Below are 21,038 nucleotides of genomic sequence, written 5' to 3' on the forward strand. Positions count from 1 at the left end.
GTTGACTTCCAAGACCGATTTCGCCACGAGTTCGCCCATGCAAGAACGTCCGAGCCTCAGCGATTTCGCGCTGCCCGCAGGCCCCGCTCAGCGGCGCCAGTCGGTTGCCGTCAACGTCGGTGGCGTGATGGTCGGAAGCGATCATCCGATCGCCGTCCAATCCATGACCAACACCGATACGGCCGATATCGAATCGACCGTTGCACAGGTGATGGCGCTGGCCAGGGCCGGCTCCGAATTGGTGCGGGTCACGGTCGATCGCGAGGAGGCGGCCGCCGCCGTGCCGCATATTCGCGACAAGGTGCGCGCGGCCGGCATCGACGTGCCTTTGATCGGCGACTTCCATTATATCGGTCACAAGCTTCTGGCTGAATATCCGGGCTGCGCCGAGGCGCTCGACAAATATCGCATCAATCCGGGCAATGTCGGCTTCCGCAAGAAGCGCGTGAGCCAGTTCGACGCCATCATCGAGACGGCGCTGCGCTACGACAAGCCGGTGCGGATCGGCGTCAATTGGGGGTCGCTCGACCAGGAGCTTCTGACGCTCCTCATGGACGAGAACGGCCGCCAGGCGCATCCGATCTCCGCCACCGCGGTGATGCGCGAGGCGATGGTGCGTTCCGCGCTTCTGTCTGCTGCACGTGCCGAAGAGATCGGCATGCCGCGCGACAAGATCATTCTGTCGGCGAAAGTCTCCGACGTTCAGCAGCTCATCACCGTCTACCGCATGCTGGCGCAACGCTGCGATTACGCCCTGCATCTCGGCCTGACGGAAGCGGGCATGAGCTCCAAGGGCCTGATCGCCTCCTCGGCCGCCATGGGCATTCTGCTGCAGGAAGGCATCGGCGACACCATCCGTTATTCGCTGACGCCGGAGCCGGGCGGCGACCGCTCGCTCGAGGTGAAGGCGTGCCAGGAGCTCCTGCAGAGCATGGGCTTCCGCCAATTCCTGCCGATCGTCTCGGCGTGCCCCGGATGCGGGCGCACGACCTCGTCGCTCTTCCAGGAGCTGGCGCGCGACATCCAGAACCATATCGCTGCGCGTATGCCGACCTGGAAAGAGACTTATCCGGGCGTCGAGGCGATGTCGGTCGCCGTGATGGGCTGCGTCGTCAACGGTCCGGGAGAATCGAAGCACGCCGATATCGGCATCTCGCTTCCGGGCACGGGCGAACAGCCGGCCGCGCCGGTCTTCATCGACGGCGAGAAGGCGACGACCTTGCGCGGGCCGAAGCTTGCGGAAGATTTCACCGCACTCGTCGAAGATTATGTCGCGCGCCGCTATGGCGGTGCCTCCCGGCAGGACGATGCGGCCTGAGGCGGAACGCCTCGCGGATCGTTTTCTTGAGGTCATTGCGACCGATATCCTGCCGTTGACGGAGGCGGGGGTCGCCGCCGGCAACAAAGTGTTCGGTGCGGCGATCCTGAAGAAGTCCGATCTTTCTCTGGTCGTCGCCGCTTCGAACCAGGAGCGGACGAACCCGCTCTTTCACGGCGAAGTCGCAGCCCTCAACGCCTTCTACCGCTTGCCGGATGCGAGACGTCCGGCCTCGGCCGATTGCCTGTTTCTCGCCACGCACGAGCCCTGTTCGCTGTGTCTTTCGGCGATCACCTGGGCGGGCTTCGACAATTTCACCTATCTCTTTCCCTATGAGGTGACGCGCGACGCCTTTGCGATCCCGCACGATCTTGCGATCCTCAAGGAAGTCTTCGGGATCAAGGACGGGGCTTATCGGGGCGCGAATGCCTTCTGGACCGCGACGGCGCTCGTCGAGCTGATCGACGCCTCGTCCGACGATGCGCAGGTCGCCTTTGCTGAGCGGGTCGCGACGATCAAGGACGCCTATCAGCGGCTGTCGGGCGCCTATCAGGCGGAGAAGTCGGGCTCGGGCATCGCGCTTTCCTGAGGAAGATCCCCGGCGCCCTTGCGCACATCGGAAGATGGCCCAAATTTCCGCCCGGATCCGGTTGGAGAAATTTCGGGGCGATGCGGCCTTTCGGCAGGACATTTCTGGCTTTCGCGATCGTGGCGCTTTCGGCGTCGCGGGCAATCGCGTGGGAGGAAGGTGCCGTCGTCGGCATCGGGCCGCCGGCGAAGGTGCCGCCCCCCTTCGAAAAGGTCGCTGCCGAGCCGGAGGCGATCTGCGCGTCGATCGAATTGCAGGCCAAGCGTTTCGGGCTCGATGCCGCTTATTTCGCCCGGCTCATTTTCAAGGAAAGCCGGTTTGACGCCGGTGCCGTCAGTCCGAAGGGCGCGGAAGGCATCGCCCAGTTCATGCCGGCGACGGCACGTGCGCGGGGCCTTGCCGATTCCTTCGATATCGCCCCGGCGCTCTATCATTCGGCTTCGTATCTGCGCGAAAACTGGAGCCTCTTCGGCAATTGGGGATTGGCGGCGGCCGCCTACAATGCCGGGCCCAACCGCGTGAGACGCTGGCTTGCCGGCGAGAGCGGTCTTCCCTTCGAGACGCAGAATTTCGTTCTCTCCATCACAGGCGAGCCGGCGGAGCGCTGGAGGGAAAGGGCGGCGAAGCTCGGCGATCTCAGCCTCGATCCGGACCTTTCGTTCCTGGAAGCGTGCCGGAAGCTGCCCGCGGCGCGTACGAGCCCGCGCATGGCCATTGCCTCCGGCGACTGGAAGCCGTGGGGCGCGCAGGTCGCCGGCAGCTTTTCGCAGGCTGCGGCTCTGTCGCAATTTCAAAGGCTGAAGGGCCGCTACGCTTCGCTCTTCGGCGACGAGCCGCCTATGGTCGTGCGGGCGAAGACGCCGGCACGCGGTCGCGCTTCGATCTATGCCGTCCGGCTCGGAGCCGACAGCAAAGCGGAGGCGAGCCGGATTTGCGATCGGCTGCGTGCCAAGGGAGGGGCCTGCGTGGTGATGAAGAATTGAGCCGCATCGACAGCCTTAAGGATATCGCCGAAGGCCTCGCCCAACTCACACGCATCGACGAACGGCTGGTGCCGGTGGTGGCGCTTGCCGGCGACGTGCCGCTGCGCCGCCATCAAGGCGGCTATGAAGGGCTCGCCTCGATCATCGTGGCACAGCAGGTCTCCAAGGCGGCGGCCGACAGCATCTGGAAGCGGCTCTCCGACAAGCTTCAGGAGGTCGGGCCGCAGAGTGTTCTCGCCGCCGATGAGGAGGAGTTGCGACTTTGCGGCCTGTCGCGGCCGAAGGTCCGCACGCTGCGTCGGCTTGCCGAAAGCTGCGTCGCCGATTTCCGTTTCGAGGGGCTGGAAGACCTGCCGGCGGAGGAGGCGATCGTAAAAATGACGGCGCTTCACGGCGTCGGGCGCTGGACGGCGGAGGTCTATCTGCTCTTCTGCTGCGGCCATCGGGACATCTTCCCAGCCGGCGACATTGCGTTGCAAAATGCCGTGCGCCACGCCTTTGCGGCGGCGGAGAGACCCTCGGAGAAAGAACTGCGGGGGATCGCGGAAGCCTGGTCGCCGTGGCGCGGCGTCGCCGCCCGCCTGTTCTGGCGCTATTACGCCGTCACTGCCAAAAGAGACGTGATACCTCTCGGAGATTCCTGATGCCTTTAACCCTTCTCGACGGACCGCGAATCGCCCCAGCTTCCGGAGGCGCGGCAAAAAGTCTCGTCGTCTTCCTTCATGGCTTCGGCGCGGACGGCAACGACCTCATCGCGATCGGTCGCGAATGGGCGCGGGCTCTGCCCGATACCGCCTTCGTCGCCCCGCATGCGCCCGAGCCGTGCGCGGCCGCGCCGATGGGCCGGCAATGGTTCGACCTCACCCGCCAGGACCCGGAAGTCTATAAGCTCGGTGTGGCAGGGGCGGCGCCCTCGCTCGACCATTTCCTCGATCAGGAAATGCAGCGGGCCGGCGTCGACGAGACGAAAACGGCGCTCGTCGGCTTTTCGCAGGGCACGATGATGGCGCTCCATGTCGGGCCGCTGCGGCCGAAAAAGCTAGCCGGCATCGTGGGTTTCTCGGGCCTTCTCGCCGACAAGGCGGCAATCGCCGCGCCCGAGGCGCAGAAGCCGCCCGTGCTTCTCGTGCATGGCGATAGCGATCAGCTCATCCCCGTGCAGGCGCTCTTCATGGCGAATGAGGGGCTGACGGAAGCCAAGGTCCCCGTCGAATGGCATATCAGCCAGGGGATCGGCCACGGCATCGGGCCGGATGGGCTCAGCCTGGCGCAGCAGTTCCTGCAGCGGGTGCTCGGAGCGGCCTGAGCTCCTCCAAGACGCAAGCGCTGCCTCCTCGCGGCGCTTGTGCGATCGTTATTCGCCGACGTGACAGATGAGCTTCACAAGCGTGTCACAGAGCGTATAGACTATGCGCGCGACTAAGAGGAGGCCGTTGACTTCGATGGCATTAGCGCAGCGCCATGACGATACACGTCTCGCCTAACGCGCATCCCGCACTCGTCCTGAACGCCGATTATCGGCCGCTCAGCTATTATCCTTTGTCGCTCTGGTCGTGGCAGGACGCCATCAAGGCGGTGTTTCTCGACCGAGTGAATATCGTCTCCGAATACGACTTTCAGATCCGAAGTCCGAGCTTCTCCATGAAGCTTCCTTCCGTCGTATCCTTGAAGACCTACATCAAACCCTCCAGAAATCCCGCCTTCACACGTTTCAACGTCTTTCTCCGCGACCGCTTCGAATGCGCCTATTGCGGCTCGGAAGACGATCTCACCTTCGACCATGTGATCCCGCGTTCGAAGGGCGGCCAGACGACCTGGACCAACGTCATCACCGCCTGCGCGCCGTGCAATCTGAAGAAGAGCAACAAGAGCTGCGACGAGATCAAGATCTGGCCGCGGCATATGCCGTTCGAGCCGACGACCTACGATCTGCATCGCAACGGCCGGCTCTTCCCGCCGAACTATCTGCACGAGAGCTGGATGGATTATCTCTACTGGGATACGGAGCTGGAGCCGTAAGCCGCTTCGGCGTTGGCTCCATACCGTCTCAGCGCCGCGCGGCCAGCGTCCTGTAAAGGGCGTAGATCGTCAGCACGACGAGAAACAGCGACGCCACCGCATTCCAGCCGGCGAAGGAGAGGCCGAAGAGGTGCCACAGCGCCTCGTCGCAGCTCGGCCCCGAGACGCCGCCTTGCAGGGAATTGAACATCGACGCGGCATCGCCCGGACCGCCCGTCTGCACGCAAGTGTCCGGCCCCTTCCACCAGTGATATTCGACGCCGGCATGGTGCACGCCAAGCCCGAAACTGACGGCCCAGATGACGCCGAGAGCGCCGAAGAGGGCCGCGAGGAGACCACGGGGCGCGCCCCGCCAGACGGCCAACACCGTCACGAGCGTGATCGGCAGAGCGACGTAATAGGGCAGGCGCTCGCGCAGGCAGAGGGCGCAGGGCTGATAGCCACCGATATGTTCAAAGCCGAGTGCGGTCAGAATGGTGGCGCCGGCCGCCAGAAAGAGGAGGAGGGCCAGAATGCGCAAGGTGCGATCGGTTGCAGCCATCAATGTGAGCCCGGCAGGATATATTTGATGAGGATGAAGCCTCCCACCAAGAGCAGCAGGAAGACGGTGAAGACGAGACCGAGCCGCTTTTCGATGAAGGTTCTGATCGGCGGCCCGAAGGCATAAAGGAGCCCGGCGACCGCGAAGAAGCGGATGCCGCGGGCGATGACGCTCGCCACCATGAAGACGACGAGCGACAAATGTGTGGCGCCCGAGGCGATGGTGATCACTTTGTAGGGAAAGGGCGTGACACCGGCGATCAACACGGCCCAGGCGCCCCATTCGTTGTATTTGGCGGCAAATGCCTCGAAGGCGTCGCCGTAGCCGTAAAAGGCGAGAATGGGGGCGGCGACGGCCTGATAGAGAAAGGCGCCGATGAGATAGCCGAAGAGGCCACCGATGACGGAGGCGAGGGTCGCGACGGTCGCGTAATACCAGGCCTTGGACCGGTCGGCGAGGATCATCGGGATGAGGAGCGCGTCCGGCGGGATCGGAAACACCGAACTCTCGACGAAGGAGACACCGGAAAGCGCGGCCGTCGCATGGCGGCTCGCGGCGAGGTTCATCGTCCAATCGTAGAGGGCGCGAAGCATGAGCTTGACCGGTCGGGGAGTGATGAGGGCTTATCGCCTTCCGTCGCTGCGGGCTCAAGCCCAAACTTATTCGGATGGCGGCGCCGGACGCGGGCTCCCGCTTCATGGGATCAGGGCTGCGGCTCCGTCTCCTCTGCGGGTGAGATTTCTTTGCGCATCTTGAGGAAATCCTGGCGCACAGCATCTTGCGCTGACGGCCGGCAACGCCTAAGCATCTGCGCGGATTTCCGGATGCCCCTCGCGGGCCGGCCGGAACCCCTGCGGGCGTGGCGGAACTGGTAGACGCGCTGGACTCAAAATCCAGTTCTGGTGACAGAGTGTCGGTTCGATTCCGACCGCCCGCACCATCCTCTCTCTGCGATCTTCAGAGCTTTGTTGCGCCGCCTCGTGCAGGGGGGCGTGAACCATCTGGCGCGGCACGACTTTTGACAGGAGAACCAAGCTCGCGATACGCGCTGGCGATGCCTGTGCCGTGTGCGCCGATGCCGGAGGAAGAATGCCCGCCCCACATCTCGACCGCTCGCTGGTGAAAGATCTCGGCGTTTTTGCCTCGCTCTCAGACGAAGATCTCGAAGCGGTCCTCGCCTCGGCGACGACGCGGCGGATTCCGATCAACACCGCGGTCTTCAATCAAGGCGATCCGGCTGGAGAGTTTTTTGCCCTCTTGCATGGGCGCCTCAAGGTGACGCAATCGACGCCCGACGGGCAGCAGATCGTCGTGCGGCACGTCAATCCGGGCGATATTTTCGGCATCGCCAAGGCGATCCGCCGGCCGGATTATCCCGGGACGGCAACGGCGGTCGCCGACAGCCTGGCGCTCGCCTGGCCGATGGGCCAGTGGGACATGCTCGTGGCGCGTTGTCCGGCGCTTGCCGTCAATGCGCTGGCGACGGTCGGGCAAAGGCTGCAGGACGCCCATACGCGCATCCGCGAACTCTCCACCGAAGAGGTGGAGCGACGCGTCGCGCATGCGCTTTTGCGCCTCGTCAAGCAGGCGGGCCGCAAGACCGAGGAAGGGGTTTTGATCGATTTTCCGATCACCCGCCAGGACGTGGCGGAAATGACCGGCACGACGCTGCACACGGTGAGCCGGCTCCTGAGCGCGTGGGAGGCGAGGGGCCTCGTCTCGAGCGGCCGAAAGAAGATCGTCGTCTGCGATCCGCATGCCCTCGTCGTCATCGCCGAGGGGGCCGAATAACCGCGACCGAAACCCGCCTGCGCTATTGAGGCGATCCGGGGCTCTGGGCTGCCATGAGATCGGTGAGCGTGAAGCAGGTCCGGCGAAGGAGATGTCCCTCGTCGTCGACCACGAAGGTCGCGCGCCGGTCGTTATGGAAGAAGACGAGGCGAAAGGTACCGGCGTCGCGGTCCTGGCCGCGCTCGAGCCGGCTCTTGATTTCGCCCCGGCGCATCAGTGTTCGCACCTCCTCCGCGTCGAGGGCGAAGGCATCGGCGAGGAGGCCGGCATCGATGTCGAAGCCTTGACCGGTGCGCGTGATCGGCTTGCCGGTCTCGGCGGGATTGCTCGTGGGCATAGGATTCAAGGCTCCTCCTTTCGCGGCGCGGACGGCCCGGTCCGATGCTCCGGGCGCTCATGCGGCGTCACGAGGTCCGCAAGCTCGCGCAGAAGCGGTTCCGGCTCTATTTGGTGCTCGGTGCAGGCGTCGCGCACGGAATGTATGTGGCCGAAGGGGCAGCCGATGCACAAGAGGCGGCGGCGCATGAAGACCGGGATGGCGTTTTTGTAGCGGGTGAGGAATTCGTCGACGGCCATGTCGGCGAAGGTCCACGACAAGGGCGGTGCGGGCATGGGGGATCTCCTCTCGAATTGAAAGGATCCTACGCCCGAGCCTGGCCGTTCTTCTTTGTCGGGCGACAATCTCGGCGGCGGGTCGTTGGCCCGCGTCGCCAAGGCCGCAGAAAGTTGCCGACGCGGCGCTCGAGTGGCCGCGGCGGCGATTTTCAGAGGTGACGGCTCAGCCTCACCAGGAGGCGATGACGGCGCCGTTGAAGCGCTCGTTGATGAAGTCGCGGATCGCTTCGTCGTGATAGGCTTTGACGAAGCGCTTCACCCATTCGGCGTCCTTGTCTTCGCTGCGCACGGCGATGACGTTCACATAAGGTGATTTCGCCGATTCCTTGGCGACGGCATCGGCGCGCGGGTCGAGGCCGGCTTCCAGCGCATAATTGGTGTTGATCGCGGCGGCATCGACATCCGGCAGGGAGCGCGGGAGCTGCGCCGCGTCGAGCTCGATGATGTCGATGTTCTTCGGGTTGTCGGTGACGTCGAGCGGCGTCGCCTTCAAGCCGGCGTCCGGATCAAGCGTGATGAGGCCGGCATCCTGGAGGAGGAGGAGCGCGCGGCCGCCATTGGTCGGATCGTTCGGGATGGCGACCTTCGCACCTTCCGGAAGGTCGTCGATCTTTTCCACCTTGTTGGAATAGACGCCCATGGGCGTGTTGATCGTCGGCGCCACGGCGACGATGTCGAAGCCGCGATCGGCGATCTGGGCATCGAGATAGGGCTGATGCTGGAAGGCGTTGGCGTCGAGTTCGCCGTCGGCCAGCGCCTGGTTCGGGACGACGTAGTCGGAGAATTCCAGGACCTTGATGTCGAGGCCGTCTTTGGCGGCGATTTCCTGGACCTTTTCCATGATCTCGCCCTGCTCGCCGGGCGTCACGCCAACGGTGATGGTTTCGGCAAAGGCGGGAACGGTGAGGCCGAGGGCCAGCGAACCAGCGAGGAGGAGTGTTTTCAAAGCCATGACGATACTTTCCGTTTTGAGGGGTCTTTGAAGCTCAGTTGCTGCGGCTGCGCTTGTCGAAATGGCGGGCGAGTTTGTCGCCCGTCGATTGCACGGCCTGAACGAGGACGATGAGGACAACCACCACCGCCAGCATCATCTCAGGCATGAAGCGCTGATAGCCGTAGCGGATGCCGAGATCGCCGAGGCCGCCGCCACCGACGGCGCCGACCATGGCCGAATAGCCGATGAGGCTGACGACGGTGAGGGTGAGCCCAAGGGTGATGGAGGGCCGCGCTTCCGGCACCAGCACTTTGAGAACGATCTGCAGCGGGCTCGCGCCCATGGCACGCGCCGCCTCGATCAGGCCCGGATCGACCTCGCGGATGGAGGATTCGATCAAGCGCGCCACGAACGGGAAGGTCGCCACCGTCAGGGGCACAATGGCCGCGGTGGTGCCGATCGAGGTTCCCGTCAGAAGCCGCGTGAACGGGATGATCGCCACGACCAGAATGATGAAGGGGGTGGAGCGCAGGGCGTTGACGATGGCGCCGAGGATGCGGTTCAGGATCGGCGCGGCGAAGAGCTCGCCCTTGCGGCTGGTGGCGAGAAAGATGCCGAGCGGGGCGCCGATGGCGACGCCGATGAGAGCGGAGACGGCCACCATGAAGAGCGTGTCGAGCGTCGCCGACCAAAGCAGCCAGAACATGTTAGCGGACATAGCCGAGGACCTCCGAGGTCAGGCCGCGCTCTTCGATGAGCGCCTGCGCGGGGGCGAGCGCCGCCTGGTCGAGTGCGACGACGAGCGTGCCGTAAGGCTTGCCGGCGATTTCGTCGACAGCGCCGGCCAGAATGTTGACGTCGGTTGCGAGCGTCTTGCCGATTTCGGCGAGGATCGGGTCGGTTGCGGTCGGGCCGGTGAAGACGATCTTGACGACCGCCTCGGCGCCCGGCTCCGGTTCGCTCGTCATCTTTTCCGTCACGAAAGCCGGCAGGCGCACGCCCGTTACGCCTTCCAGGAAGGTGCGCGTGACCGGATGCTGCGGCCGGGCGAAGACGGAATAGGTGTCGCCCTTCTCCACGATGCGGCCGCGGTCGAGAACGGCGACATGGTCGGCGATCTCGCGGACCACCTGCATCTCATGGGTGATGAGGAGGACGGTGAGGCCGAGCTCGCGGTTGACCTGCTTCAGGAGTGCCAGAACCGATCGAGTCGTCTCCGGATCGAGGGCGCTCGTCGCCTCGTCCGACAGGAGAACCTTTGGGTTGGTGGCAAGCGCACGGGCGATGCCGACGCGCTGTTTCTGCCCGCCCGACATTTCGGCCGGGTAGCGGTCGCGCTTGTCGGCGATGCCCACGAGGTCGAGAAGCGGGGTCACGCGCTTGGCGATCTCGGCCTTGGATACACCCGCGATTTCGAGGGGCAGCGCCACGTTGGCATAGGCCGTCCGCGACGACAGCAGGTTGAAGTGCTGGAAGATCATGCCGACGGAGCGCCGCAGCGTGCGCATCTTGCGCTCGTCCATCGCCGCCACGTCGATGCCATCGACGACGACACGGCCGGAGCTCGGCCGCTCCAGGCCGTTGACCATGCGGATGAGCGTCGATTTGCCGGCGCCGGAGCGCCCGATAATGCCGGTGATGCTGCCTTCGGAGACGGCAAGATCGATGTCTTCGAGGGCGACGAATTCGGCGCCGCCGTCCGGTGCCGCGAAACGCTTGCCGGCCGAGGCGAAGCGCACGATGGCATCGTCATCGGTCTGGCCGCTTTGGTGGCCGCTTTGGGGGCCATTGGGGGACCCGCCTGGCGCGCTTTTGTCTGAATGTGGAGAAAGCTGAAGCATAAGGTCTCGGCTCTTAGCAGCGCAGCGGCCGGTTAAGGAAGCGGCCTCGGCCGCAGCGCCCGCACCTTTTGTGCGCGAAAGGCCGCTCGCACAAGGAATGGCTTTTCACGAGCGGAACCAGCCTTTCGAAAAACTTGCCGCAGAGCCGAGAATTTTGAGGCCCGTGCGTCGGGGCTTCATCCCGCCGCAGCAAATTGCCCGGCGATCACGAAGATGCCGGCGATGGTGGCGCAGATGGCGACGACATAGACGTCGAGAAGAAGCCTCCAGCCTCGGGAGGCCTCTCCGATCTCCAGGAACCAGCGCAAGACGGTTATCGCCTTGGCGGCGGCAACGGCCAGGATGAGGGCTGGGGACAAGGCGCCGGCGACGCCGCTGGTGCCAAGCGACAAGAGCGTCAGTGCGACGAGCGCGAACCATGCCAGATCGATGCCCCGCATCTCGATCACCGCAGCAGATAAAGGGTCGGGAAGATGAGGATCCAGACGAGATCCACCATGTGCCAGAACGCGGTCCCGGTCTCGATGTTCTCCGCATTGTTCCGCCACGCGACGATGGCGAGCACGATGATGCCCATCACCACGTGGAGCGCGTGGAAGCCCGTGATTAAAAAGTAGAGCGTGAAGAAGGTGTCGGTTTCGATGCCGATGCCGGAGGCGAATTCGCGCCCGTATTCGATGCCTTTGAGGACCAGGAAGCTGCTGCCGATCAACATCGCCGCGGCAAGCTGCGGGCGGCCGGTGCCGCCGCGTCGGACAGAATGAAGCGCACGAGCCGCAAGCCAGCCGCTGGTGACGAGCGCGATCGTGGCGAGGCCGGCGAGGAGTGGGTCGAGATGCGCCTGCGAGGCGGCGAACTCGGCCGGATGAAGCGCTCTCGCGATGCTGAACCCGGCAAGGAGAATGGCAAAGACCAGCATCTCGCCCAGGATCAGGATCCACATCATCGGGTTGCCGGGCAGGCCGTCGAGCGGGCCCCAGCCTTCCTCGATTTCCTCTGCCGTATCCGCCACCGCCGCATCTGTCATCGCCGAAGCCCTGTGATGTTCCGGGAGGCCGGGTAGCAAGGGAAAGCGCCCGCGACTTTGCGCAAACACAAGCTCGTGGCCTGCGCAGAAGGCGCCATCGCGAGCATGAAGCGCCTGTCGCTTCCAAAGTTTGCGTTTCTGCAAAGAGCGCCACGGCGTGGCTGCGTAAGTCGTCTGTCCATCGACACGAGTGCCTGCAGCAAGAGGAACGCCATGCCTGCCTGTCACCGGAGCCACGCGCGATGAGCGAGCGCTTCACCAAATCCGCGGCCCGCAACATTTTCTATGGCGGGTCGATCTTCTTTTTCGTCGCCTTCGTCGGCCTGACGGCCGAGAGCCACTGGCACATCGTGACCCAATCGACCGACACGGCGACGCTCACGCCCTCCGTCGCGCACGGCAAAAGGGTGTGGGAAAAGAACGCCTGCATCGACTGCCACACGCTGCTCGGCGAAGGCGCCTATTTCGCGCCCGAGCTCGGCAATGTCTGGGTGCGTTATGGCGGGCGCGACGATCCGGAGATCGCACGCGAAGGCCTCAAAGCCTGGATCCGCTCCATGCCGACCGGCATCGAGGGCCGCCGGCAGATGCCGCACTTCGATCTCAGCGAAAAAGAACTGAACGATCTCATCGACTTCCTGGAATGGACCAGCCGCATCGACACGCAGGACTGGCCGCCGAACGACGCCGGCTGAAGGAACAAAGCCCATGAAATACGCATCGCAAAGAGTGGCGTACTGGTACTTCGCCGGCGCCATGAGCCTGTTCGCAGTCCAGCTTCTCGCCGGCGCGCTGGCGGGGACCGTCTATGTCCTGCCGAATTTTCTGTCAGAATTGCTGCCGTTCAACATCATCCGGATGATCCACACCAATGCGCTGATCGTCTGGCTTTTGATGGGCTTCTTCGGCTGCGCCTATTATCTGGTGCCGGAAGAGGCGGAGCGGGATATCGAAAGCCCGTTCCTCGCCTATGTGCAGCTCGGTCTCTTGATGTTCGGGGCGCTGTCGGCCGTCGCCGGCTACACGGTCGGCATCCATGAGGGCCGCGAGTTCCTGGAACAGCCGTTGTGGATCAAGGTGGCGATCGCCGTCGTCGCGGTGATCTTCCTCTACAATATTTCGATGACGGTGCTGCGCGGGCGCAAGACGGCGGTCACCAACGTCCTGCTTCTGGGTCTCTGGGGCATCGCCGTCTTCTGGCTGTTCGCCTTCTACGAGCCCACCAACATCTCTCTCGACAAGGTCTATTGGTGGTACATCGTCCATCTGTGGGTCGAAGGCGTGTGGGAATTGGTGATGGCCTCCGTCCTCGCCTTCCTGATGATCAAGATGACCGGCGTCGATCGCGAAGTGATCGAGAAATGGCTCTATTCGATCGTTGGGCTGGCGCTGTTTTCGGGGCTCCTGGGCACCGGCCACCATTACTACTGGATCGGTGCGCCGGGCTACTGGCAGTGGGTCGGCTCGATCTTCTCCGCGCTCGAAGTCGCGCCCTTCTTCGCCATGGTGATCTTCGCCTTCTCGATGGCCTGGCGCGGCCGGCGCGATCATCCGAACAAGGCCGCGATGTTGTGGTCTCTCGGCTGCACGGTGGGCGCCTTCTTCGGCGCGGGCGTGTGGGGCTTCCTGCACACCCTGTCTTTCGTGAACTATTACAGTCACGGCACGCAGCTCACCGCAGCCCACGGCCATCTCGCCTTCTTCGGCGCTTATGTGATGCTGAACCTAGCGCTCATCACCTATGCGATGCCCTATCTGCGCGGCCACAAGCCCTACAACCAGTCGCTCAACATCCTCTCCTTCTGGATCATGACGACGGCGATGACGGTGATGACCTTCGCGCTCACCTTCGCGGGCATCGTGCAGATCCAGCTGCAGCGCGTGATGGGCGAGAGCTACATGGAGGTGCAGGACCAGCTCGCCATGTTCTACTGGATCCGCCTCGGCTCCGGCGCCCTCGTGGTCGTGGCCGCGCTTCTCTACCTCTATTCGATTTTCGGCCCCGTGCGTGAGCGCCGAGCCAGCCAGACTGCGGTCTTGCAGCCCGCCGAATAGATTGACCAGCGCCGGGCGGGACCCCGCCCGGCGTCTCTTCCCGAGCTGCCGAAATCTCAAGAAACTCTCCGGAGCCACCATGTCCGCGCTGATCAACACAGCCTTCTCCGAGCCGGAGCTTCCCTTCTACTCGCCCTCGGGCTCCGAATGCCTCCTGTTCGAACACGCCTATCGCAACCAGCTGCCGGTGCTCTTGAAAGGGCCGACCGGCTGCGGAAAGACCCGCTTCGTCGCGCATATGGCCGAAAAGCTCGGGCGGAAGCTCTACACCGTCTCCTGCCACGACGACCTGACGTCCGCCGATCTCACCGGACGCTATCTCCTTAAAGGTGGCGAGACGGTCTGGGTCGACGGGCCGCTGACGCGGGCGGTGCGCGAAGGCGCGATCGTCTACCTCGACGAGGTGGTGGAGGCCCGCAAGGACGTGACCGTCGTCCTGCATCCCGTCACCGACGACCGGCGTCTCCTGCCGCTTGAACGCACCGGCGAGCTGATTGCGGCCCCGCCGGAATTCATGCTCGTCGTGTCGTACAATCCCGGCTACCAGAACGTCCTGAAATCTCTGAAGCCGAGCACGCGCCAGCGCTTCATTGCGCTCGAGTTCGGCTTTCCCGCACCTGAGGAAGAGGCGCGCATCGTCGCCAGCGAAAGCGGCCTGCCGCGCGATCGCTGCGTGCCGCTCGTGCGGGTCGCCAATGCGCTGCGCGAGCTCACGGGCCAGGACATCGAGGAAGGCGCCTCGACGCGTCTCGTCATCCATTGCGCCAGCCTGATTGCGAGCGGCATCAAGCCCGAAATCGCGATCGAGGCGGCACTTTTGCAGCCCCTGACCGACGATCCCGAGGTGATGAGGGCACTTGTCCGCATCGCCGAGATCGCGCTCGGCTGACGCCGATGTCGATCTTCGAGCCCGAGGAAACGGTCGGCATCTTCTGGCACCGGCTCGTGGGCGGCGTCAGCACCTATCGACATCATCCGCAGGCAGCCGTCGGTCTCGATGCGATGCGCACGCGGCTCGGCGTCATGTTTCGCGCCTTCGGAGGCAGCGGCGCCGTGCGCATCACCGAAGGCGCGGCAAGCGTCTCCGGGCATCGGCTGCCGCTTCTGCAGAAGGTTGGGCTCGGGGCCGAAAAGATGTCCCAGGCGATCCTCGATGCGGAGACGCTGCGGCTGCCCGACGTGCTCGATGTCTATCCGGCCCGCGCCGACAACGAGGCGCTTTATGAATGGCTCGCGGCCTGGTTCGCCCATGCCTCGCCGACGCCGACGGCCGCCGATCCGCTCGTTGCGGACGTCTTGCGGCTGCGGGCTGCGGTCGCTGCCATTCGGGCGACGCTCGTCGCCTGGCCCGGATTGCGGTCGACCTATCAACGCTTGCGGCAGGCGACACTGGAGGTGCGTCCGCGCCGGGCGCTCTCCGGTGCTGAGGCCGAGATCGAGGCTGCGATCCTGAGCCTTCTGGGCGGCCGCCGGGACGATGGCGGGCGGTTTCTCACCCTCATCGAAGACGAGCATACGGTCATTTCCGGCCTTTCCGCGCCGCGCGGTTATCGGCCGTTTCTGCCGGTGCCGTTATGGGGGGAGGTGATGGCCGGTGACGGAACGGCCCGCGCGGAAGAGGGCGACGAGCCCGGAGGGGAATCGATCACGGTCGACGCCAAGCGCCGGCGCGCCTCGCGTCACGACAGCGAGCAGAGCGACCGCGGCGATCCGCTCATCCTGCACCGGTTCGAGACGATCTTCAGCGTCGCGGAGATGGTCAACGTCAACCGCAAGGTCGAGGACGACGATGAGGATGGCGCAAGGCAGGCGGCCGACGATCTGCCGGAACTCAGCATCGGCTCGAACCGGCAGCGTGCTGCGAGCCGGGTGAAGATGGATCTCGATCTGGCACCGGCCGCGGCCGAAGGGGAGGCGCTTTCCGCGAGCCTCACTTATCCCGAATGGGACTTTAAGCGGCAGAGCTATCGCCGCAATCATTGCCGGGTGATCGCCGGACCGGCGGCCGAAGAGGGCGAGGATTGGGCGCCCGATGCGGAGATGCAGCGGCGCATTCGCCAGGTCCGGCGGCAGTTCGAGGCGCTCCGCCCGAAACGTCAGATCTTTTATGGCGAGCCCGATGGCGAGGATATCGATCTTGCGGCGATCGTCCGCGATGTCGCCGAGCGCCGGGCGGGCGGGGCCGGCTCGGAGCGCGTCTTCACCACGACGCGGGCCAATGCCCGCGACCTCTCCATGGCCGTCCTCATGGACGTTTCGCTGTCGACGGATGCGTGGCTTGGCGGCCACCGCGTGCTCGACGTGGAAAAGAGCGCGCTCCTCGCCCTGACGCACGGGCTCAGCGTCTGCGGCGACGAACATGCGATTTTTACGTTCACCTCCAGGCGCCGGACCTCGGTGAACGTTGCGAGCGTCAAGGATTACACCGAAGCGCTCGATGCACATGTGATCCGGAGGATCGAGGCGCTGAAACCTGGCCAGTATACCCGAATGGGTGCCGCCATCCGGCATGTCGCCGCCGGCCTCAAGGAGCGGCCGCAGCGGCACCGGCTCCTCCTGCTTTTGACCGACGGCAAGCCGAACGATATCGATTATTACGAGGGCCGCTACGGCATCGAGGATACGCGCATGGCGATCCGCGAGGCGCGCAAGGACGGCATCCGCGTCTTCGGTGTCACGGTCGACGAGGCGGCGCGCGATTACTTTCCCTATCTCTTCGGCCGCGGCGCCTATGCGATCGTCCCGCATGGCGAGCGGCTTCCGGCGGCGCTGCCGGCGATCTATCGCCATCTCACCGCCTGAGACGTTCTCCGGCGGACCGCGTCAAAGGCGCAAGTGTTTGTCTTTGCACAAAGTTCGGGGACGAAAACGGTTCTAGCAAGAAGGCACGGCGCATCCCGGACGCCGCAACGACAGGACCGTTATCATGACCTTCGCCAAGAACGCTCTCGCCGCTTTTGTCGCCGGCCTCGCGCTCGCATCCTTTGCGCTTCCGGCTCAGGCGGAAGAATTCGACGTCAAGATGCTCAACAAGGGCGAGAAAGGCGTCATGGTCTTCGAGCCGGATTTCGTGCAGGCGCAGCCGGGCGACACGATCAATTTCATCGCCGCCAATCCGGGGCACAATGCCGAGACCATGAAGGGCATGCTCCCGGAAGGCGCCGAGCCCTTCAAGAGCAAGACGAGCCAGGATTTCTCGGTGACGCTCGATAAGGAAGGCGTCTACGGCATTCGCTGCACACCGCATTTCGCCATGGGCATGGTGGCGCTCGTCGTCGTCGGCGATCCCTCGAGCAATCTCGAAGACGCCAAGGCCGTGAAGACGCCAGGCATGGCGAAGAAGAAGTTCAGCGCGCTCTTCGACCAGGCGGCCGAGCGGGACGTCGCGGCCAAATAGGCCGTCGCCCCCCGCAAATGCCGGCAGAGGGGCGGGCATCTTCCGCCGGCGCCGTCTCTGTGCCGAAATCTCTTGTACCGAAATTTGCGCCTGACGCGGCTTTGCCTCTGTGACAAAGCCGCGCTGTGGAAATCGGACGGTGCGGCCCCGGCCGCAAAGCGAGGTTTCACGCGACCTCACGGCCGCGTGAAGCGGTGCGTCTGAGGTGCCGATGGGTCAAGCGAAAGCGGTGCGGGGCGAGGCCCGACGTGCGATTGCACTTGGAAGTCGCCGAGGAGTCTGGTTTCTTGCGCCCCCATGGCCGGCGCTGTTTCGCGCGGCGAAGCAAGGGGGAACGAAGAGCGTATGGAGTGGCTGACAGAGCACAAACTGCCGATCGGCGCGTTGGCCCGTGACGCAGTCGATTGGCTGACCGCCAACGCCTCCGGCTTCTTCGATAGCATCTCTTTCGCTCTCAGCTATGTGATCGACGCGATCTTGTTCCTCCTGCAAACGCCACCGGCCTTTGCGGTCATCGCGTTCACCGCGGCTCTCGCCTTTCTGCTGCGCCGCTCCATCAGCTTTGCGATCTTCGTGGCGGCGGGGCTCCTTCTCATCGTCAATCAGGGCTATTGGGAAGAGACGACGGAAACGCTCGCTCTCGTTTTGTCCTCCGCCATCATCTGCATGGCGATCGGCGTGCCGATCGGGATCGCGGCGGCGCGACGGCCCTGGCTGATGCAGGGGCTGCGGCCGATCCTCGATCTCATGCAGACGATCCCGACCTTCGTCTATCTCATCCCGGCGCTCATTCTCTTCGGCCTCGGCATGGTGCCGGGGCTCATCGCAACGGTCGTCTTCGCCATTCCCGCCCCGATCCGGCTCACCCAGCTCGGCATCGTCTCGACGCCACGGCCTTTGATCGAGGCGGCCGATTCCTTCGGTGCCACCTCCTGGCAGCGGCTCTTCAAGGTGGAGCTTCCCTATGCCCTGCCGCAGATCATGGCGGGGCTCACGCAGACGATCATGCTGTCGCTCTCCATGGTGGTGATCGCCGCCCTGGTCGGGGCTGACGGGCTCGGCGTGCCGACCTTGCGGGCCCTCAATCAGGTCAATATCGCCCGCGGCTTCGAGGTGGGCGTCGCGATCGTCCTCGTTGCGATCATCCTCGATCGCCTGTGCCGCGGCCAGACGGACAAAAAGGCATGAGCGGGACATCCTCACGCCAGCCGGTCGTTCGTTTCAAAGGGGTCGATATCGTCTTCGGCGACCATCCGACGAAAGCGCTGCCCTTGATCGATGCCGGCAAGAGCCGCGCCGAGATCCAGGACGAGACCAACCAGATCGTCGGCGTGAAGAACGCCGATCTCGACGTCTATGACGGCGAGGTCGTCGTGCTGATGGGGCTTTCCGGCTCCGGCAAGTCGACGCTTCTGCGCGCCGTCAACGGCCTCAATCCGGTGACGCGCGGCGAGGTCTTCGTGCATGACGGCGAGAGCGACGTGGCGGTGCATTCCTGCGGAACGCGGCAATTGCGCAAACTCAGGCGCAACCGCGTCTCCATGGTGTTCCAGCAATTCGCGCTGCTGCCGTGGCGGACGGTGCGCGAAAACGTGGCGCTCGGCCTCGAACTCTCACATGTCGGGCGCCGCCGGCGGCGCAAGGACGTGGAACGCCAGCTCGAACTCGTCGGCCTCGGCGGCTGGGGCGACAAGCGCGTGGAGGAATTGTCGGGCGGCATGCAACAGCGTGTCGGGCTTGCCCGCGCGCTCGCCAACGATGCGCCGATCCTTCTCATGGACGAGCCGTTTTCGGCGCTCGATCCTCTGATCCGCGACCGCCTGCAGGACGAGCTTCTCGATCTGCAGCGCCGGCTCGAGCGCACCATCATCTTCGTCAGCCACGATCTCGACGAGGCTTTGAAGCTCGGCAACCGCATCGCCATCATGGAAGGCGGCATCATCGTCCAGGTCGGTACGCCGCAAGAGATCGTGCTGTCGCCGGCGAGCGAATATGTGCGCGCCTTCGTCTCGCATATGAACCCGCTCAACGTTCTGCGGGCGCAGGAGGTGATGCGGCCTCCGCGGATGAACGGAGAGGATGCGACCGCCGCGGCCGAGAGGGCTGAGAACGGGAGAGCCGAGAACGGGGGAGCCGAGAGCTTCGAACTCGTCTCGGACGGGATCGTGCGCAACGGCGAGACGCTGCCGCTCATCGATCTGCAAAATCTCCGCTCCGGTTCCCTGGCGCCCGGCAGCCTGGTGCGGGTCGGCCGCGAGACCGGATTGCGCGATTTGATCGATGCGCGGCTCATGCATCGCGGGGATTTCATCGTGGTCGGCGATGATGGCGTCAAAGGCGTGATCGGCGACGAGGAGCTGTTTGGTGCTCTCATCCGCGGCCGCAGCGAGCTTCAGGCGCGATAGGCGACGAGGAAGGTGCCGCCGGCAATGGCAGCGATCCCGAGCCAGTTCAAGGCGCTCAGCTTCTCGCCAAGGAAGGTGACGCCGAAGATGGCGACCAGAAGCACGCTCAATTTGTCGATCGGGGCCACCTGCGAGGCGTTTCCGAGCTGGAGCGCGCGGAAATAGCAGAGCCAGGACGCGCCGGTGGCAAGGCCTGAGAGAATGAGAAAGACGTAGCTGCGGGCCGGGATTTCCGGGAGCCCACGAAATTCGCCGAGTGCGAGGAGGATCCCGCCCAGCGCCACCAGGATGACCACCGTGCGGATGAAGGTGGCGAGATCGGAATTGACGTTTTCCACGCCGATTTTGGCGAAGATCGCCGTGAGGGCGGCGAAGACGGCCGCAAAGAGTGCCCAGACCTGCCAAGACAGAATGGGTGAAGGCATGCCGGTTCTCCTGGTATTTTGCTGGGATGGTCCCAAAGAGCGTGAGCATAGGTGGCGGGGAGGCGTGCGTCATGCCAACAAAGCGCAGATTCTCCCTCTGCGGATTGACAAAAGGCGCTGGCCGCGCCTATCTCACCGCCGAAAACGAGCACGGGCGCGCGCCTGAAGGGCGCTGCGAGAGATCAATGAAAATTCGCAATTCGCTGAAGACGCTGAAGAACCGTCACCGCGAGAACCGCATGGTTCGTCGCAAGGGACGCATCTACATCATCAACAAGACGCAGAAGAAGTTCAAAGTCCGCCAGGGCTGAACCCTTCCGGTGGCCGTCTTTGCACGGCCCTCTTGTTGCATTTCCCTATTTGACGCCGATGTCGGCAGGCTCTAGCTTTCCGGCATGAGGAAATTTTTGTGCCTGAGCGCCGGCTGTGCCGCGCTCCTTGCAGCTTTCGTTCTGCCGTCTGCGGCCGGGGCGCAGGAGCTGCCACGGGCCAATCCTTCTCCTGGCCATCCTTCTCCTGGCCATCCTTCTGGGGGCCATCCTTCCTCCATCATGCGCCACGAGGCGCCGTCGCTGCGCGATCTCTCGCAAGATGAACTCTTCGAGATGCTCAAGATCGCGCCGAACGAGGCTTCCGCGAAACCGGCGGAGAGGGAGCTGCTGCGCCGTTTTCGCGAATCCGACAGCGATACCATCGATCTGTTCATGGGCTGGGCGAGCCAGGCGATGAATGGTGAGGAATGGGGCGCCGCTCTCGACGTGCTCGACCGGGTGGTGATTCTCGACCCAGGCTTTGCCGAAGGCTGGAACAAGCGGGCGACGGCGCATTTCGCGCAGAAGGAATACGGCAAGTCGATCGCCGATATCGAACGCACGCTGCAGATCGAGCCACGCCATTTCGGGGCGCTCGTCGGGCTGGGTATGATCCTGCGCGAGCTCGACGAGAAGGACGAGGCGATCGCCGCGTTCAAGGCCGCTCTTGCCATTCATCCCCAGCTGACGGAAGCGCGCGAGGCGCTCGAAGAGCTGGAGAAGGAACAGGCCGGCCAGGACATCTGATTATCGGCCGGGCGTCTTATGACCCGCCGTCTGCTGGCCG

The 21,038-nt window shown here is 64.4% G+C and carries 26 protein-coding genes and 1 tRNA gene; 17 read left to right on the top strand and 10 right to left on the bottom strand.

Annotated elements, in window-relative coordinates:
- Positions 1-37 precede the first annotated feature (37 nt).
- The 6 genes from ispG (at position 38) to BLP76_RS15805 (ending at position 4,909) form a co-directional block, all read left to right on the top strand.
- The gene (ispG, locus tag BLP76_RS15780) at positions 38-1,318 is read left to right on the top strand and encodes a flavodoxin-dependent (E)-4-hydroxy-3-methylbut-2-enyl-diphosphate synthase (RefSeq protein ID WP_092815916.1); all 1,281 of its coding nucleotides are present in this window, start codon (positions 38-40) and stop codon (positions 1,316-1,318) included.
- Positions 1,308-1,907, top strand: a complete 600-nt coding sequence (locus tag BLP76_RS15785) for a cytidine/deoxycytidylate deaminase family protein (protein ID WP_092815919.1) — start codon at positions 1,308-1,310, stop codon at positions 1,905-1,907. Before ispG ends, BLP76_RS15785 begins: the two co-directional genes overlap by 11 nt.
- A gap of 80 nt (positions 1,908-1,987) precedes the next feature.
- Positions 1,988-2,890, top strand: coding sequence for a lytic transglycosylase domain-containing protein (locus tag BLP76_RS15790; RefSeq protein ID WP_092815570.1), 903 nt, complete (start codon positions 1,988-1,990; stop codon positions 2,888-2,890).
- Positions 2,887-3,534 carry a DNA-3-methyladenine glycosylase family protein gene (locus BLP76_RS15795; RefSeq protein WP_092815573.1) on the top strand — a complete coding sequence of 216 codons (648 nt, stop codon included), beginning with the start codon at positions 2,887-2,889 and terminating at the stop codon, positions 3,532-3,534. Before BLP76_RS15790 ends, BLP76_RS15795 begins: the two co-directional genes overlap by 4 nt.
- On the top strand, positions 3,534-4,196 hold the full coding sequence (locus BLP76_RS15800; RefSeq protein WP_092815576.1) for an alpha/beta hydrolase: 663 nt from the start codon (positions 3,534-3,536) through the stop codon (positions 4,194-4,196). The genes BLP76_RS15795 and BLP76_RS15800 overlap by 1 nt, the downstream gene beginning before the upstream one ends.
- 155 nt (positions 4,197-4,351) lie before the next feature.
- On the top strand, positions 4,352-4,909 hold the full coding sequence (locus tag BLP76_RS15805; RefSeq protein WP_092815579.1) for an HNH endonuclease: 558 nt from the start codon (positions 4,352-4,354) through the stop codon (positions 4,907-4,909).
- A 28-nt stretch (positions 4,910-4,937) separates the two neighbouring features.
- Here the strand turns inward: BLP76_RS15805 and BLP76_RS15810 are convergent, their stop codons facing one another.
- Both BLP76_RS15810 and BLP76_RS15815 read right to left on the bottom strand, forming a co-directional pair.
- Positions 4,938-5,450, bottom strand: a complete 513-nt coding sequence (locus BLP76_RS15810; RefSeq protein WP_092815582.1) for a disulfide bond formation protein B — start codon at positions 5,448-5,450, stop codon at positions 4,938-4,940.
- Complete coding sequence (locus BLP76_RS15815) at positions 5,450-6,043, bottom strand: YqaA family protein (RefSeq protein WP_092815585.1); 594 nt, start codon at positions 6,041-6,043, stop codon at positions 5,450-5,452. The genes BLP76_RS15810 and BLP76_RS15815 overlap by 1 nt, the downstream gene beginning before the upstream one ends.
- 260 nt (positions 6,044-6,303) lie before the next feature.
- Between BLP76_RS15815 and BLP76_RS15820 the strand changes: the two genes are divergently transcribed.
- Positions 6,304-6,390, top strand: a tRNA-Leu gene (locus BLP76_RS15820).
- Positions 6,391-6,539: 149 nt separating this feature from the next.
- Entirely contained in the window at positions 6,540-7,241 is a 702-nt protein-coding gene (locus tag BLP76_RS15825; RefSeq protein ID WP_092815588.1) for a Crp/Fnr family transcriptional regulator, read from the top strand.
- A gap of 22 nt (positions 7,242-7,263) precedes the next feature.
- Here the strand turns inward: BLP76_RS15825 and BLP76_RS15830 are convergent, their stop codons facing one another.
- From BLP76_RS15830 to BLP76_RS15860, 7 genes are all read right to left on the bottom strand, one after another.
- Positions 7,264-7,578, bottom strand: a complete 315-nt coding sequence (locus tag BLP76_RS15830; RefSeq protein ID WP_092815591.1) for a DUF6522 family protein — start codon at positions 7,576-7,578, stop codon at positions 7,264-7,266.
- Between the two features lie 5 nt (positions 7,579-7,583).
- Complete coding sequence (locus BLP76_RS15835; RefSeq protein WP_092815594.1) at positions 7,584-7,853, bottom strand: DUF1858 domain-containing protein; 270 nt, start codon at positions 7,851-7,853, stop codon at positions 7,584-7,586.
- A 172-nt stretch (positions 7,854-8,025) separates the two neighbouring features.
- Positions 8,026-8,802, bottom strand: coding sequence for a MetQ/NlpA family ABC transporter substrate-binding protein (locus tag BLP76_RS15840; protein ID WP_092815922.1), 777 nt, complete (start codon positions 8,800-8,802; stop codon positions 8,026-8,028).
- Between the two features lie 40 nt (positions 8,803-8,842).
- Positions 8,843-9,508: a methionine ABC transporter permease gene (locus tag BLP76_RS15845; RefSeq protein ID WP_092815597.1), complete on the bottom strand. Its 666-nt coding sequence runs from the start codon at positions 9,506-9,508 to the stop codon at positions 8,843-8,845.
- Complete coding sequence (locus BLP76_RS15850; protein ID WP_420867636.1) at positions 9,498-10,532, bottom strand: methionine ABC transporter ATP-binding protein; 1,035 nt, start codon at positions 10,530-10,532, stop codon at positions 9,498-9,500. Before BLP76_RS15850 ends, BLP76_RS15845 begins: the two co-directional genes overlap by 11 nt.
- A 275-nt stretch (positions 10,533-10,807) precedes the next feature.
- Positions 10,808-11,071 (bottom strand): cytochrome C oxidase subunit IV family protein, encoded by a 264-nt coding sequence (locus tag BLP76_RS15855; RefSeq protein WP_139163761.1) that lies wholly within the window; start codon positions 11,069-11,071, stop codon positions 10,808-10,810.
- A 5-nt stretch (positions 11,072-11,076) separates the two neighbouring features.
- Positions 11,077-11,658, bottom strand: coding sequence for a cytochrome c oxidase subunit 3 family protein (locus tag BLP76_RS15860; RefSeq protein ID WP_092815605.1), 582 nt, complete (start codon positions 11,656-11,658; stop codon positions 11,077-11,079).
- Positions 11,659-11,900: 242 nt separating this feature from the next.
- Between BLP76_RS15860 and BLP76_RS15865 the strand changes: the two genes are divergently transcribed.
- The 7 genes from BLP76_RS15865 to choV all read left to right on the top strand — a co-directional run bounded on the left by BLP76_RS15865 (position 11,901) and on the right by choV (position 19,515).
- Complete coding sequence (locus BLP76_RS15865) at positions 11,901-12,353, top strand: c-type cytochrome (RefSeq protein ID WP_092815608.1); 453 nt, start codon at positions 11,901-11,903, stop codon at positions 12,351-12,353.
- 13 nt (positions 12,354-12,366) lie between these two features.
- The gene (locus tag BLP76_RS15870; RefSeq protein WP_092815611.1) at positions 12,367-13,713 is read left to right on the top strand and encodes a cbb3-type cytochrome c oxidase subunit I; all 1,347 of its coding nucleotides are present in this window, start codon (positions 12,367-12,369) and stop codon (positions 13,711-13,713) included.
- 79 nt (positions 13,714-13,792) lie between these two features.
- Positions 13,793-14,602 carry a CbbQ/NirQ/NorQ/GpvN family protein gene (locus BLP76_RS15875; protein ID WP_092815615.1) on the top strand — a complete coding sequence of 270 codons (810 nt, stop codon included), beginning with the start codon at positions 13,793-13,795 and terminating at the stop codon, positions 14,600-14,602.
- A gap of 5 nt (positions 14,603-14,607) precedes the next feature.
- Positions 14,608-16,515 carry a nitric oxide reductase activation protein NorD gene (locus BLP76_RS15880; protein ID WP_092815618.1) on the top strand — a complete coding sequence of 636 codons (1,908 nt, stop codon included), beginning with the start codon at positions 14,608-14,610 and terminating at the stop codon, positions 16,513-16,515.
- A gap of 124 nt (positions 16,516-16,639) precedes the next feature.
- Complete coding sequence (locus BLP76_RS15885; protein WP_092815620.1) at positions 16,640-17,110, top strand: pseudoazurin; 471 nt, start codon at positions 16,640-16,642, stop codon at positions 17,108-17,110.
- A gap of 345 nt (positions 17,111-17,455) precedes the next feature.
- Positions 17,456-18,298: a choline ABC transporter permease subunit gene (gene choW, locus BLP76_RS15890; RefSeq protein ID WP_092815925.1), complete on the top strand. Its 843-nt coding sequence runs from the start codon at positions 17,456-17,458 to the stop codon at positions 18,296-18,298.
- A complete protein-coding gene (choV, locus tag BLP76_RS15895) occupies positions 18,295-19,515 on the top strand; it encodes a choline ABC transporter ATP-binding protein (RefSeq protein WP_092815623.1) in 1,221 nt (406 codons plus the stop codon). The genes choW and choV overlap by 4 nt, the downstream gene beginning before the upstream one ends.
- Here choV and BLP76_RS15900 read toward each other — a convergent pair.
- A complete protein-coding gene (locus BLP76_RS15900; protein WP_092815626.1) occupies positions 19,503-19,940 on the bottom strand; it encodes an EamA family transporter in 438 nt (145 codons plus the stop codon). The genes choV and BLP76_RS15900 overlap by 13 nt on opposite strands.
- 185 nt (positions 19,941-20,125) lie before the next feature.
- On the opposite strand from BLP76_RS15900, the gene ykgO reads away from it, so the two are divergent.
- Together ykgO and BLP76_RS15910 are read left to right on the top strand one after the other, a co-directional pair.
- On the top strand, positions 20,126-20,251 hold the full coding sequence (gene ykgO, locus BLP76_RS15905; protein ID WP_092815928.1) for a type B 50S ribosomal protein L36: 126 nt from the start codon (positions 20,126-20,128) through the stop codon (positions 20,249-20,251).
- 84 nt (positions 20,252-20,335) lie between these two features.
- Positions 20,336-20,998 carry a tetratricopeptide repeat protein gene (locus tag BLP76_RS15910; RefSeq protein WP_092815629.1) on the top strand — a complete coding sequence of 221 codons (663 nt, stop codon included), beginning with the start codon at positions 20,336-20,338 and terminating at the stop codon, positions 20,996-20,998.
- Positions 20,999-21,038: the final 40 nt, after the last annotated feature.

It is taken from the genome of Afifella marina DSM 2698 (genome assembly GCF_900102695.1).
Taxonomy (GTDB): domain Bacteria; phylum Pseudomonadota; class Alphaproteobacteria; order Rhizobiales; family Afifellaceae; genus Afifella; species Afifella marina.